Source organism: Ruegeria sp. ABF4_144, assembly GCF_056160045.1.
Map to the genome: position 1 here is coordinate 3308032 of NZ_JBSWWK010000001.1, position 13850 is coordinate 3321881.

The following is a 13850-nucleotide window of genomic DNA, read 5'->3' on the forward strand; positions in this document are numbered from 1 at the left end:
AGAGCATCAAATTTTGATAGCTGGCCTCAAAGAAGCCAGACTCCAAGCAGGCTTGACGCAAGCTGCGCTCGCAGAACGTTTGGGCACGGTTCAGTCGTTCGTCGCTAAGTCCGAAACTGGTGAAAGACGGATGGATGTAGTTGAGTTTGCGAGGTGGGCGGATGCAACGACTGGCGCTGAGGCTTTCTGCGAAATACTGACAAAGATGGTTGAGCATGAGCAGTAGAAAATGTCAGGAGGACTTCAGACTACCTAATCTAAATCGCAAAGATTAACTCAAGAGCAGCAGAGCTAACTAGTCAAAATGCTAACAGAACTTCCTGATTGTGTAAGTGTCAAAGAACTGAATTTTGTTCCGTTCAGTGACGGTGTTCAAACTGGTTGGCGTACCTACACCGACCATGGAAGAGACTACATGATTGTAGAGCAGCAAAAAGACGCAAAGTTTCCGTTTAAATTGGTTATGTGGCTGGGGTCCGCTGTACAATACATCGTGCAAACTAGCACCTACATTGAAGCAACAGAACATGCACAAAAGGATTTTAGAAATCATATACTACGTGCTTTGATCAAAATCTAAACCGTTTCTTAATCTTTCACCTCAATTGATCATGCAAAGGTGAGTCCGCTTTTCAACCGCCTGACGAGGTCAACTGAAACCAGACATTGGCTACGTGACCTGCAGACGGAGTGATGCGGGCAAAGCCTTTGCTCCCCTTCTTTTCGATGATGAGCGGCTTCACCGCGTTGACGAATGATCTTTGCTCTGAAACAATCAACTTTAGATTGATTTTGAGTATTCAGACAGTTGCCAAAGACAAAAAGTTATTCCCTGTATCTTGTGAAACCCGACATTGAGAATTTTGAAGATGTCTTCACCGATACCGCAAAAGAAAAGATTCAAGCTGGTGACGCCGTCTTGAGCGATTCCGATGATCTCGGAGACGAGGCGACTGTCTATATATTCCCGAGCCCACCCAAGCCGCCTAGTTGGCTGGCTGATATCAACACAGTTTTCGCAGGAACGCCTGCATTGACGAATAGATCGTCTTGCGCAGTTGTGATTTTCAAACACGTCGACCGGATCTTCGCCACAGCCTTTGCGCATGGCTGGCAGTATCTGGACGACACTAAGATTGAGTCAGACTTCGGCTTAAAGGTCGCCATCAATTCTCTTGATGACTCGAAAGTCAAACGGATCGACAGCAGTCATCTCGGCGAAGCAATAAAGGGCGTTTCACAGTCTGCGTTTCAACGTGATCTGCAAGCATTCGGTGTAGACGAAGCCCTTGATCTTGTGCGCCGAATCTCTGGGCGCGTCGAAGACGACGATTTTGCAAATAGCATCTCAGGCGCCACTGGTTTGAAAATAACGCGAGAGATGGAACTTTCTGACCTTCCAGAAACAGCTGAAGAAGCGCTAATGCGCTCGCAATCGGCAGAATACAAGAACACTGGCTTTTACATTATCGACAAGGTGCGCCCGATCTTGGACAGGCTCGTCCTTGCTACGCTTGACCAACGAGCGGTCGATGTCATCAAGGACGGCGAGGACAACTTCGAGCTTTCAATGCCGGGTTGGTCGGAAGATGACGTGGTTTACTACGGGCTGTACGGGCCTGGCCTGAAGGGTCGCTTTCCCGATCTGTTAATGTCCAATTATAGGAAGGCAATGGGCGCAAAGCTTGGCGATCTTGACGTGAATGCCATTCAGAAACACGGCATAATCGCTGAATTCAACAACGACGCCAGCGTCAAAAAACGATGGAGTGTCAAGAAAGCTCTAGTTGGCTCAGTGATAGAAGCCGGCGGACTATACGCAATCAGCGAAGGCGAATGGTATCGCTTGGATGAACAATTCAAGACCGATGTTGATGCTGGCTTCGAAACGCTCAAAGAGGACTGGCCCAATCCACCGTTGATGATCATAAAAAAGGTCTCCGACGATGGGAAGAAGACCGGTTATGAAAGTGAGCTTTCTTACAATGAGCGCTGCGCCAACGAATATGGGCAAGTTCTTCTGGATCAGCGGATTCTGACCGTTCCAGCAATACCTTACGGTAAATTCGAAGCCTGCGATCTACTGGATATTGAGGGTAAACGTCTGATCCATGTGAAGAAAAGCTCTCGACAATCAAGTGTGCTGAGCCACTTCTTCAAGCAAGGCAGCAATTCGGCCCGAATATTAAAGACCATACCAGAGGCCCGCGAGGCGCTTGTCGGCAATGTCAGAGACTTAACAGACGCGGCAACGGCCAACGATCTGGAGTCTGCTATTGGCGACACCATGAGCGGTTGGAAGATTGAATTCCACATCATTGACGCCCCACGCAATGATGGGAAGTTCATGATCCCATTTTTTAGCCGCATTACACTTCGTGATGAAAGCCGCAACTTGAAGGGCATGGCCTTCGAAGTAGCGTTGCGCTTCATTCCGACACCAACTGATTAAGGGTACCAAAGCATGGACGCCAAGGCGCACGATCTGAATTTTGTTCTCGGGCAGCGACAGCAATGGGTCGTGCCTGTCTACCAGCGTCATTACGAATGGGAAACGGACGCGGACAAGCAGATTCCTAAATTGTGGGAGGACCTATGTGACAAGGCCGTCGAACGACTAGAGGAAGACCGCACGCCACTTCCCCATTACTTCGGGGCGATCATCTATTCCGAACCGTCGCAACAGGCTTTTGGCGCTGTCCCCCTTCGCTTCCTTGTCGATGGGCAACAGCGGATAACCACCTTCCAAATCGTCCTTGTCGCGATCCGTGAAATAGCGCGAAAGCTTGAGATAAAGCACCTCGTCGAAGTGGCCAGCACCTACCTTTTTAACGACGAAAACAAGGGCATGAAGGACGCTGAAAAGGAGCGGTTTAAGCTCTGGCCCTCATCGTACGACCGTAACTTGTTTCAGAAGATCGCGACGGAAGAATACGCTGAAGTGGTCTCGTCGTTCACCCCACGATACTTCTATGGTACCGGGCGGATCAAGAAAAGTGGAACCCCGAAGTTACTTCTCGCCTACCATCACCTTTACAAGGACATAGCCGATTTCGTAGACGGCCGGGTAGAGATGGGCGAAGAACCTGAAGCCGTGCTTGGGGCGCTGCTTGAAGGCTTCCTTGCGGGATTTCAGATCGTCGTCATCCAATTGGACGAAAACGATGATGCGCAGGAAATATTCGCGTCACTTAATGGGCTTGGGAAACCGCTCGCACCCTTTGACCTCATACGTAACAGCGTCTTCCATCGCGCGCGGAAGCTCGGAGAAAACGACGAAAAACTGTTCGATGGGCGTTGGAAACTTTTCGAAGAACCCTTTTGGACCGAAGAAGTCCGTCAGGGCCGACTGAAGCGCGCCCGAGCGGACCACCTTGTCGCGCACACAGTTGTAGCCGAGACGGCGAGAGACGCCAACATCGGCAAAATCTCAACCGAATATCAGCACTACGCGCGCGACCGTGCTTTTCCGACAGTGGCTGAAGAGCTGGACGTTCTGATCGGTCACGCCAAAAACTACCGGCTGCTTGAGGAAGCCAAGGAGGGTACAGTTGTTGGTCGAATCGCCAACGTCTTGAAGATATGGGATTTGTCTACATTCCATCCCTTTGTTCTTTGGGTGCTAAGCTATGTGCCTGACGCAGACGAACAAGGCCGTATACTCAAGCTTCTTGAAAGCTATCTCGTGCGCCGCGAACTATGCGGCCTTACGACGAAGAACTACAACAAGGTAACTACGAGCTTTATCCGCGCCGCCAAGTCGACGCCAGATACGTTTGATGCATTCAGCAAGTATATGACGTCGATGACGGGCGACATCTCTAAAATGCCGACAAACGCCGAAGTGAAGGAAGCGGTGTTGCGCCGCAGAGCTTACGTGACGATCCCGACCCCCCGGCTGCGATTTATCCTTCAGAACGTAGAGTACGATCTTCGTGACAAGTTCGACGAAGTTACTGTCGCAACCTCTAATCTGACCATCGAACATGTGATGCCGCGCAAGTGGGCCGAACACTGGCCACTAAGCGATGGTAGGAGCGCTTCGCACGAATCAAGTTTTGAAGCGATGATAGCGGGAGTTCCAATGGATGACGCCATGAAGGCTTTGGTCGAAGCCCGCGCGCAGTCGGTGGATACGTTGGGCAATCTTACCCTTATCACTGGCGCTCTGAACCCCAGCTTGGGCAACGCCGGTTGGGAAAAGAAGCGTGAAAAACTGTCTGGTTCCCTGCTTGCGCTGAACCGCATGGTTGCGAAGTTCGATAGCTGGACCGAAAAGAGCATCGAATCGCGGGCAGGCGAGATTGGCGATGTGATCGTCGCCAAATGGAGCGACCTACGAACCCAAGAGGACACCGTGTACCATATTGCCCCGTCGTAATCTGTTCTGGGTCCCATCCAATGTGCGACCTCCAAGGCGACAGCATGTATAGCACATGAGCTTACTTGTTAAAGTCAGGTCCGGCCTGCCCGCCCTAGGGCGCCGAACTGTTTGGGCAAAGTCAGTAAAAAGCCGATAGTAAGACTTTGCAAAGTCCGTTTCCTGCGCTTCGGAGTCACTCGGCTAGGTGCAACACTCGTGGTTGTGAGCTCTCAGCCAGCCTTAGATTCATAGCGTGAGTATGTCCGGTTTGTGTTTACCAGGTTGCTCATTGGAAACGATTGTAGGCGGGGTAGTACCCCCGCCCAGCACTTTATTTTCTCGACTTCTTGCGCCTTGAAGTCTTGCGCCAGTTAACGACAAACGGCCTATAGTTCTTAAGCCTTTTGTCATCTGCCAAGAACTTCTCAAACAAAGAGTACACTCGATGCTCAAGCTTGATCTCAGTGCTGCGTTTCCGTCTTCTTTTTTGCCACGCCTCAAGTTTGGCGACGACACGCTTCCTGACCGCTACTCCATCGTTTACGCCAAAAACTGTCTGCACAATCGGTAGTTTTGCACCGATTTCAAACAAACGCAGATGATGGTGCAGTTTCAAACCCCGTGAATTGTACAAGCATCGCTTACCCTTACCGAACTTACGAGGATCAACCGCTTTTCCTTTGCAATGCGGTTTGAGTAGATATCGTATAGCTCCACTTACATGACCTTCGATTTTGTCGATTTTCTTAGAGTGAATTGGCAGTTTGGTGATCTTACTTTTAAAACCCTTAGCGCGCTTCTTGAGGACCTTAAGCTCTTTGGCATCGCGCCCCCAGCATATCAGGTGGGCGTGCAGGGATATTGACTTACCTTTGCTCTCGAACGGGTAGTTCACAAAAGGGTGAACTTCGATCACTCCGACAGCATCGAAGGATGTATACGTGCGAATGGCAGACTGAACCTTTTCCTTGAACGCGCTCACCTCAAACGTGCCACCTCGTTCGTTGACGTGGTGTTTGTCATCTACGATGGTTACCATGAACATTTTCGAGTTGCGGTCGTATATCAACTTCGGAAGCAGTTCCTGAAACTCATCTATCAAAAGTCTGCCGAGTCTGTACCGTGCATAAACATCACACGCGGGCATATGGTCGGCAAACAACTTCTTGCAGCCAGCCAGAGCCAAGAAGTCTTCTTTGTTGGTGTTTTTAAACACGCGGTTCTCAAAGCACCGGTAGATGTTTTTTTTCTGCTTCTTGCAATCTTCGAGATGACGCTTTTTGCTGTGGTCAGCATCATCATCATACTTTGGGAATTTCAGGACAGTCTCAGGATGAAAAGTGTCTGTATCCCGTATAGAAGTGCCCTGTTTAGATAGTTTATCCCACTGTTTAGACTGTTTTTCAGTGTTCTTCATTCCCTTACAGCATGACGGCTTTTTTCCTTCTTCTTGTGCCCCTTCTTGGCTTTCGGTTTTAGTTCCGAATTAGCCTTTGAGTTTTGGTTCTTGGATTTCATTGGTAGTAGCTTTCAGTGTCCGTCAGGCACGACTGAGACTTCGGTCACACTGGCGACCGTTGCGTCATTGTCTGAGACTGACTTGGGTTATCTGGTGCAAGCGGACCGGAAGCGCGTTGTTCCTTAGTGCTTCCGGTCAGCCTGCTACCAATTACCTACAACATCGCAGTTGTTGGGGTGTTCAATCGGTGCTGGTCTGGCTGTACTCGCGAACTCGGGTACCAAAGCTGGATTTCCAATCTCTGGATGTCTTGAGACATTGATCAGCTTTAGCAACATCTTCCCCAGTGAACTTTCGGCTCGATTGTGAGATGTAGTTTTCCAGCTCAGCAACTGGATAGCGGATTGCTTGGCCAAACTTCATCCAAGTCGGACCTGTTCCGTTCGATCGACACTTCCTGAGCCATTGCACTGACATATTGAGGTAAGATGCGGCTTGCTTTTCCGACAAGAACGCCGGAGCCAGTGATCCCTTGGGTTTGACCTGGCAAACCTCTCCTAATCCCATACCTTGGGTCATTTTAATCTCCTTGTTTGGTTAGAGGCTGCAACGCCGAAACCGACGGTGGCGTTCAACCTTCCCTATAAGGATGCCAGATTGGTGTAGAATGTAATCAGCTGAGATTTCAACAAAAAGTCATTATATTACAAAGTCTTATAAAGTTTATTCAGGTAGAATCAAAATTTGATGTGCTGATTTTAAATTACGCACTATAGATAGCGAAACGAAACCCCGTTCTGAGGTTAGAATGAGTGAAGTCTTTAGGAATGGCGGCTGGATACACTTTGCTGAAGATGGGGAGTACCTAGCGCACGCAGAGAATATCGCTGAGTTTGCTGCCAGCATTGAAAGCATCGTCGAAGACATTCGGCAGATTGTAGAGGCGGCAGAAAAACTGGCTTTCGTGGGCCAGCCGCCGATCGACCGCCCTAAGAACGTCCTGAAGCGACTAGTCTTCCAGCTGGCCGACTATTGTTTTCTAAAGGGGTGGGAAAACACTCTTCAAGACGAAATGGAAAGATTGGTGCGCGCCAATGGAGGACACCTCCTACCGTCGGAAGAGCGGGAAGAAGTTGAGTCTCTGATTTTTTTATGTTTCCGCGGCGTAGATTTCAGCGGAGCGTGGGTCAGATCGGGTGAGAGGACACGATTGTCCCGTCAATTGTCCCACGCTTTGCGGGAAGGCGTCCCGCACGGATACTTGATCGGATACATTCATCAAGAGGGCAAGTATATAACGGGCTTTAAGGAAACAACTTCCAAGCAAAGCTCCAAGGAAGGCGCTGCTGTCGATGACTCTGACGACGACGATTGGGACGTCTCTTCTGATGAAACTCACGACTTGGAGGTTCAACCCGACAGTGAGCTAGGGGAAGACGATTCCAATGATGAAGATGACTGGGAAGATTGAAATAACCAGCTTCTCGAATTGAGAAGCTGGCTCGCAAAGTCAGTATTCTGTGGAAAGCAAAACTGCCATATGTCTCGTTGTCTGCAGTGGGTCCGTAGAATCCGGGGATTCATCATCAAGCTCTTTATTGTAGTAGTTGATTTCCCAATCAACGGTTCGATTGTTGACTTTGATTGACCCCACATCATGTTCGCCGCCAGCTTCCACACTTTTGTCGCCCGCATCCCCGGCGAGTTGTTTCATGATGGCGTCAACGGTTGCTCTTCCAAGAAGATGAATCCCCATTGAGATCATGACAATGCCGCCTTCCCCTGTCTTTCGGAAATGATCGTTCAAAACTTGGTTCTTTTGAGTGGGAGACATTTCGTCAGTCAATTTGACATGCGAAGAGATTTTGCTGTCCGTCATGGAAAGCTCCTGTGCTTTGAGATTTTTGATTGTTGTGAGGACGTACAGGCAGGCATAGCTTCGCTTTTTGGGCGTAGCCGTTCTTGTTTTCTGTGCTCTTTTGGAAGTTGCACGCGACAGTCAATTGCCGCTCTGTACGTAGTCAGTGTATCAAAAACTCTTCCAAATGTCAAAAAGCTTCAAATTAACAATGCCTTACGGTCTCACCAAAAGAGAAAATCCACGCGCTCAACGAAACGGTTTTCTACACGTTTCTACGTCAATCCATGCCGCGTGGTTGCTAGGTGGTTGCTGTAGGCGTGAGAAATTCTCGCCTATTCTTGCTAACCCTTTGAAAAAAGTGGTGAGCCGTGCAGGATTCGAACCTGCGACCCACTGATTAAAAGTCAGTTGCTCTACCAACTGAGCTAACGGCCCACTCTTTTGTCTGGATCTTTGTCGATCCGTGGCGCTCTCTAAGCATTTACCCGACTGGGTTCAAGCCCTTATTTTGCGCCTCGTTTCGCCTTCACTTAACTTGTTTCCAGCGTCCCGATAGGCGGCCTAATTAGGCAGGTGGCGCGGGGGGGTCAACCCCTTTTTTCAGGAATCTTCACCGCAGGGTGGATTCCTTTCCTGACCATCGTTATATGCCCGCCATGCAACGGACACACGACACCGGTTTGCCCTTCATGAAGATGCACGGGCTAGGCAATGACTTTGTCATTGTGGACGCGCGCGCGCAGCCCATTGAGGTTTCGTCCACTCTGGCCAAGGGAATCGGGCACCGTCAATTCGGTGTGGGCTTTGACCAGTTGGCCGTGATCGAGAACGGCGATTCGGACGCGCATTTAGTGTTCTACAATGCAGACGGGTCGACCTCGGCCGCTTGCGGAAATGCCACGCGCTGTATTGCCCGATTCTTGATGGAAGAGACTGGTAAGACAGACCTGACCCTGACCACGGAACGCGGCACCTTGTACGCGCGCGATGCGGGCGATGGCATGACGTCGGTGAACATGGGGCTGCCGCAGCTGGACTGGCAAGACATTCCCCTGGCGGAAGAGGTCGACACGCTCGAGCTACCGATCGAAGGCGGCCCGACCGCCACCGGCATGGGCAATCCGCACTGCACGTTCTTTGTCGAGGATGCCGAAGCGATTCCGCTGAGCGAATTCGGATCGCGGTATGAATACCACCCGCTCTACCCCGAGCGCACCAATGTTCAAGTGGCGCAGGTGATCGGCCCGGATCACATCCGCATGCGCGTTTGGGAACGTGGCGTGGGCATCACGCTGGCCTCGGGCTCATCCTCCTGCGCTACTGCCGTGGCTGCAGCCCGTCGCGGCCTGACCGGGCGCAAGGTTCAGATTGATCTGGACGGTGGCACTATCTGGATTGACTGGCGCGAGGATGGCGTTTGGATGACCGGACCCACCTGCCATGTGTTCTCGGGCAAGTTGACGCCTGATTTCCTGAGTTCGCTGGGATGAGCGCGCCCAAATTCACCACGTTGGGCTGCCGCCTGAACGCCTATGAGACCGAGGCGATGAAAGAGCTTTCGCAACAGGCGGGGCTGACAGACGCGGTTGTGGTGAACACATGCGCGGTCACGGCCGAGGCCGTACGCAAGGCCCGGCAAGAGATTCGCAAGCTGCGCCGTGAAAACCCCAATGCACGGCTGATCGTGACCGGCTGTGCTGCTCAGACCGAACCCGAGACCTTTTCGCGGATGGATGAGGTCGATGCCGTCATCGGCAACACCGAGAAGATGCAGCCCGACACCTGGAAGGGCATGGCGGCGGACTTCATCGGTCAGACCGAAGCGGTTCAGGTCGACGACATCATGTCGGTCACCGAGACCGCCGGCCACCTAATCGACGGTTTCGGCACCCGCTCGCGCGCCTATGTGCAGGTCCAGAACGGCTGTGATCATCGCTGCACCTTCTGCATCATCCCCTATGGCCGCGGCAACTCGCGCAGCGTCCCTGCGGGCGTTGTGGTGGATCAGATCAAGCGGCTGGTAGACCGGGGCTATAACGAGGTTGTTCTGACCGGCGTAGACCTGACCTCATGGGGCGCTGACCTGCCCGCGCAGCCCAAGCTGGGCGATCTGGTGATGCGTATCCTCAAACTGGTTCCCGACCTGCCGCGTCTGCGGATCAGCTCGATTGACTCGATCGAAGTGGATGAGAACCTGATGCAAGCCATCGCGACCGAGCCGCGCCTGATGCCTCATCTGCACCTGTCGCTGCAGCACGGGGATGACCTGATCCTGAAGCGGATGAAACGCCGCCATCTGCGCGATGACGCCATCCGGTTCACCGAAGAGGCGCGTAAGCTGCGCCCCGAGATGACCTTTGGCGCTGACATCATTGCGGGCTTCCCAACCGAGTCCGAGGCGCATTTTGAAAATTCGGTCAAACTGGTCACCGATTGCGATCTGACCTGGCTGCACGTCTTCCCCTATTCCAAACGCGAAGGCACCCCGGCGGCCCGTATACCGCAGCAGATTAACGGAAATATAATCAAGGATCGCGCCGCCCGCTTACGTGCGGCGGGTGAGGCTCAAGTCGCGAAACACCTGACCGACCAGATCGGCAAAACCCATCACATTCTGATGGAAAACCCGCATATGGGCCGCACCGAGCAATTCACTGAGGTTTCATTCGAAGCGCCTCAAACCGAAGGGCAGATTGTGACCGCCAGAATTTCCGGTCAAACAGACACCCAACTGACTGTCTAAGACCGGCTTGCTCAACTGATCACTGCTGATACAGCGGCGGTATCGTAGTATTCGTCGTACTCACAGACCAGCCCGTCGCGAAACCGGCAGATGATCACAATCGGCGTTTCCACTGTTTTGCCGGAATCCTTGTGCGTCCAGGCGCACACCCCGAGGCCGACGACACGATCATCTTGGGCGATGGTGTCTTTCAGGGTCCAGTGTTCCATTGTGAACGCACGGGTCAGGTCTTCCAGATATTCCTGCATCTCTTCCCTGCCGTTGCGCTCGCAACTGAAATCCAGCCCGTATTTCCCTCGACCCAGCGAGCGCATGCACAGATCCTCGGTCGTGTACTTTTCCCACATCTCGACATCCGAGGCCTTGCAAGCGTTCCACTCTTCAAAAGCCTTCCACATCTTTTTGACGTTGCCTTGCGTGTCCATAACCCGCCCTCCCAAATGAATTGCGCTGAAAATGCAGTGCCCCAGAAACGATGGGGACGGATCGAGTATAGCATCCCGAGGCCCTCAGACAAAAAAGGCCCGGTGCTGAACACCGGGCCTTTCTAATCCTAAGGTAATAAGAACAATCAGTCGTTCTTTTTGCCCTTCACAGCGGCCCACAGGCGCTTGTTGACCAGATACAGCAGTACCGACAACAGCGACAGGAAGATCACGCCGACAAAGCCTGAGTATTTGCGCTCCATCATCTTCGGCTCGGCCGTCCACATCAGGAAGGCAGCGATATCTTCGGACATGGCTTCAACCGTGGCCGGGTGACCATCGGTGAACTCAACCTGATCCTCAGCCAGCGGCGGTGCCATCGAAATCCAACCACCCGGGAAGGCGGTGTTTTCGTACAGGACCGTACCGGCCTCTTCCTTTTCGTGGCCGGTATAGCCGTCCAGCAGCGAGGCGATGTATTCCGCACCACCCATACCTTTGAACAACTGGTTGATACCCAGACCGTAGGGGCCGTGGAAACCGGCGCGCGCTTTGGCCATCAGACTCAGATCCGGTGCGCCAACACCGTCGTTAACCGGGAAGTGATCGGTTGGGATCGCTGGGCGAAAATCATCCAGCTCGGGATCGAACACTTCGAAGTTGTCCGCCGAATAGGCGATGACTTCTTCTTCCGAATAACCCAGGTCTTCCAGCGTCCGCAGGGGCACGTATCTCAGACCGTGGCAGGCCGCGCAGACCTCGGTATAGATCTGAAGACCGCGCTGCAGCTGGTTCTTGTCCCACGTGCCGAAAGGGCCTTCGAAGGAAAAGCTGAAGTCCTCGATGTGTTGCTCACCGCCACCTGCCGCAAAGGTCGAGGCGGGTGCAAGGGCCAAAGCAAATGCGGCACCGATTGCAAGTTTCTTGAACATGATTCCGGTCCCTCTTCTTACTCGGCCGGCGTGGCGTCGGCGTCAGCCTTGCCATAATGCGCGTTGAAGTCTTCTTCGATGGTCTCGGGCTGTGCCAGAGGCTTCTCGATCACACCGAGGATCGGCAGGATCACGAAGAAATAAGCGAACCAGTAGGCGGACGCGATCAGTGAGAAGGTCGCATAGGGCTCTTCCGCGGGCATCGCACCCAGCCACATCAGGGCAAAGAAGTCGATGACCAGCAGGTAGAACCACCATTTGAACATCGGACGGTACTTACCCGAACGCACGGTCGAAGTGTCCAGCCACGGCGCCAGAGCCATAGCCAGGATCGCACCGAACATCGCAATCACACCAAAGAACTTGGCGTCGATGATACCGCCGGTGATGAAGCTGGCGAACTGAACAACCCAAACCTCACCGGTGAAGGCACGCAGGATCGCGTAGAACGGCAGGAAGTACCATTCGGGCACGATGTGTGCAGGCGTCACCAGCGGGTTGGCTTCGATGTAGTTGTCCGGGTGGCCAAGATAGTTCGGCATAAAGCCGACAACCGCCCAGAACACGACCAGGATAACGGCCAGTGCGAACAGGTCCTTGATCACAAAGTAGGGCCAGAACGGCAGCGTATCTTTTTCGGCCTCGGCTTTCGAACCGCGGCGAACCTCAACACCCGTGGGGTTGTTGTTGCCGGTGGTGTGGAAGGCCCAGATGTGCACGATCACTAGCGCCGCAATTACGAACGGCAGCAGATAGTGCAGCGAGAAGAAGCGGTTCAGCGTAGCATTGTCCACTGCGGGTCCGCCCAGAAGCCAGGTCTGGATCGCGTCGCCCACGAAGGGAATCGCGCCAAACAGGCCGGTGATCACGGTCGCACCCCAGAAGGACATCTGACCCCAGGGAAGAACGTAGCCCATGAAGGCGGTGCCCATCATCATCAGGTAGATCAGCATCCCGATGATCCACGTGATCTCACGCGGGGCTTTGTATGATCCGTAGAACAGGCCACGGAAGATGTGGATATAAACCGCAACAAAGAACAACGACGCGCCGTTCATGTGCAGGTAACGCAGCATGTAGCCGCCATTCACGTTGCGCATGATGTGTTCGATGCTGGCAAAGGCCAGATCAACATGCGGGGTGTAGTGCATCACCAGAACGATACCAGTGACGATTTGCAGCGCCAGACAGAAAGTCAGGACGATGCCCCAGATCCACATCCAGTTCAGGTTCTTGGGGGTGGGGATCATGAGCGTATCGTACAGCAAGCCGACGATGGGCAGGCGGCTGTTCAGCCACTTCTCGCCGTTTGTCTTCGGCTCGTAATGATCGTGGGGAATTCCGGACATGAGTTAGGTCTCCCTTAGCCGAGCTTGATGGTGCTGTTGTCCACCCACTCAGCGGGCGGGACGGGCAGGTTTTCTGGCGCGGGGCCTTTGCGGATACGACCGGCAAGGTCATAGTGCGAACCGTGGCAGGGGCAGAACCAGCCGCCAAAGTCACCGGCATCCCCCAGAGGCACACAACCCAGGTGAGTACAGACGCCCATCTGAACGATCCAGGCGCCGGGTGCTTCGCCTTCGGGCGACGGCATCACGCGGTTGGCGTCGGTCGCAGGCGCGTCAGCAGCCAGATTGAAGTTGCGCGCCAGCGGATCCGGCAGCGCAGCTACGCCTTCGGCGTCCTGCTCCTGGGCTTCGGTGATCTCGGCACCGGTGCGGTGACGGATGAACACAGGTTTACCCAGCCATTTCACGGTCAGCTGTGTACCCGGCTCAACGCCGCTCACGTCCACGCGGATCGAGGACAGCGCCTGCACATCCGCCGAGGGGTTCATTTGGTTGACAAGGGGCCATACGGCTGCACCCGTCGCAACGACACCTGCGCCGCCAGCGACGTAGTAGAGGAAATCTCTGCGGGTGCCTTCGTTGTCTTCTGCGTGGGACACGAGGTTCTCTCCGATTTCTAGCGCCCGCGCACGGGCATATAGCTCGCGCACCGCACGAATGCGGTGTCTCAACGCGGGTATCTAGCCGGGAGAAATCGGTTCGTCCAGCGGTCATAGGC

Annotated in this window: 14 protein-coding genes and 1 tRNA gene; 7 read left to right on the top strand and 8 right to left on the bottom strand. The window is 53.4% G+C overall.

The features are described from left to right. The first annotated feature begins 13 nt into the window (after positions 1–13). The 4 genes from ACXAGD_RS16540 (at position 14) to ACXAGD_RS16555 (ending at position 4381) form a co-directional block, all read left to right on the top strand. Complete coding sequence (locus ACXAGD_RS16540; RefSeq protein WP_475212622.1) at positions 14–226, top strand: helix-turn-helix domain-containing protein; 213 nt, start codon at positions 14–16, stop codon at positions 224–226. 78 nt (positions 227–304) lie between these two features. Continuing rightward, positions 305–580 (top strand): hypothetical protein, encoded by a 276-nt coding sequence (locus tag ACXAGD_RS16545; protein WP_475211993.1) that lies wholly within the window; start codon positions 305–307, stop codon positions 578–580. A 261-nt stretch (positions 581–841) separates the two neighbouring features. Then, positions 842–2452, top strand: coding sequence for a TIGR04141 family sporadically distributed protein (locus ACXAGD_RS16550; protein ID WP_475211994.1), 1611 nt, complete (start codon positions 842–844; stop codon positions 2450–2452). 12 nt (positions 2453–2464) lie between these two features. Continuing rightward, on the top strand, positions 2465–4381 hold the full coding sequence (locus ACXAGD_RS16555; RefSeq protein ID WP_475211995.1) for a DUF262 domain-containing protein: 1917 nt from the start codon (positions 2465–2467) through the stop codon (positions 4379–4381). A gap of 313 nt (positions 4382–4694) precedes the next feature. Here the strand turns inward: ACXAGD_RS16555 and ACXAGD_RS16560 are convergent, their stop codons facing one another. Then, positions 4695–5780, bottom strand: a complete 1086-nt coding sequence (locus tag ACXAGD_RS16560; protein WP_475211996.1) for a hypothetical protein — start codon at positions 5778–5780, stop codon at positions 4695–4697. 282 nt (positions 5781–6062) lie between these two features. Continuing rightward, positions 6063–6401 (bottom strand): helix-turn-helix domain-containing protein, encoded by a 339-nt coding sequence (locus ACXAGD_RS16565; protein WP_475211997.1) that lies wholly within the window; start codon positions 6399–6401, stop codon positions 6063–6065. Between the two features lie 229 nt (positions 6402–6630). Here ACXAGD_RS16565 and ACXAGD_RS16570 point away from each other — a divergent pair, with 229 nt between their 5' ends. Next, entirely contained in the window at positions 6631–7293 is a 663-nt protein-coding gene (locus ACXAGD_RS16570; RefSeq protein ID WP_475211998.1) for a hypothetical protein, read from the top strand. Between the two features lie 39 nt (positions 7294–7332). Here the strand turns inward: ACXAGD_RS16570 and ACXAGD_RS16575 are convergent, their stop codons facing one another. Next, positions 7333–7701, bottom strand: coding sequence for a DUF3768 domain-containing protein (locus ACXAGD_RS16575; protein ID WP_475211999.1), 369 nt, complete (start codon positions 7699–7701; stop codon positions 7333–7335). A 341-nt stretch (positions 7702–8042) separates the two neighbouring features. Then, a tRNA-Lys gene (locus ACXAGD_RS16580) sits at positions 8043–8118 on the bottom strand. 212 nt (positions 8119–8330) lie between these two features. On the opposite strand from ACXAGD_RS16580, the gene dapF reads away from it, so the two are divergent. Together dapF and mtaB are read left to right on the top strand one after the other, a co-directional pair. Then, positions 8331–9173 (top strand): diaminopimelate epimerase, encoded by an 843-nt coding sequence (dapF, locus tag ACXAGD_RS16585; RefSeq protein ID WP_475212000.1) that lies wholly within the window; start codon positions 8331–8333, stop codon positions 9171–9173. Further along, positions 9170–10426 carry a tRNA (N(6)-L-threonylcarbamoyladenosine(37)-C(2))-methylthiotransferase MtaB gene (gene mtaB, locus ACXAGD_RS16590; RefSeq protein WP_475212001.1) on the top strand — a complete coding sequence of 419 codons (1257 nt, stop codon included), beginning with the start codon at positions 9170–9172 and terminating at the stop codon, positions 10424–10426. Before dapF ends, mtaB begins: the two co-directional genes overlap by 4 nt. 11 nt (positions 10427–10437) lie before the next feature. On the opposite strand, the gene ACXAGD_RS16595 is transcribed toward mtaB, so the two are convergent. The 4 genes from ACXAGD_RS16595 to petA form a co-directional block, all read right to left on the bottom strand. Continuing rightward, entirely contained in the window at positions 10438–10851 is a 414-nt protein-coding gene (locus tag ACXAGD_RS16595) for a nuclear transport factor 2 family protein (protein WP_475212002.1), read from the bottom strand. A gap of 146 nt (positions 10852–10997) precedes the next feature. Next, positions 10998–11783 carry a cytochrome c1 gene (locus ACXAGD_RS16600; RefSeq protein WP_475212003.1) on the bottom strand — a complete coding sequence of 262 codons (786 nt, stop codon included), beginning with the start codon at positions 11781–11783 and terminating at the stop codon, positions 10998–11000. A gap of 17 nt (positions 11784–11800) precedes the next feature. Beyond that, complete coding sequence (petB, locus tag ACXAGD_RS16605; RefSeq protein ID WP_475212004.1) at positions 11801–13132, bottom strand: cytochrome b; 1332 nt, start codon at positions 13130–13132, stop codon at positions 11801–11803. A gap of 14 nt (positions 13133–13146) precedes the next feature. Next, positions 13147–13731, bottom strand: coding sequence for a ubiquinol-cytochrome c reductase iron-sulfur subunit (gene petA, locus ACXAGD_RS16610; protein WP_475212005.1), 585 nt, complete (start codon positions 13729–13731; stop codon positions 13147–13149). Positions 13732–13850: the final 119 nt, after the last annotated feature.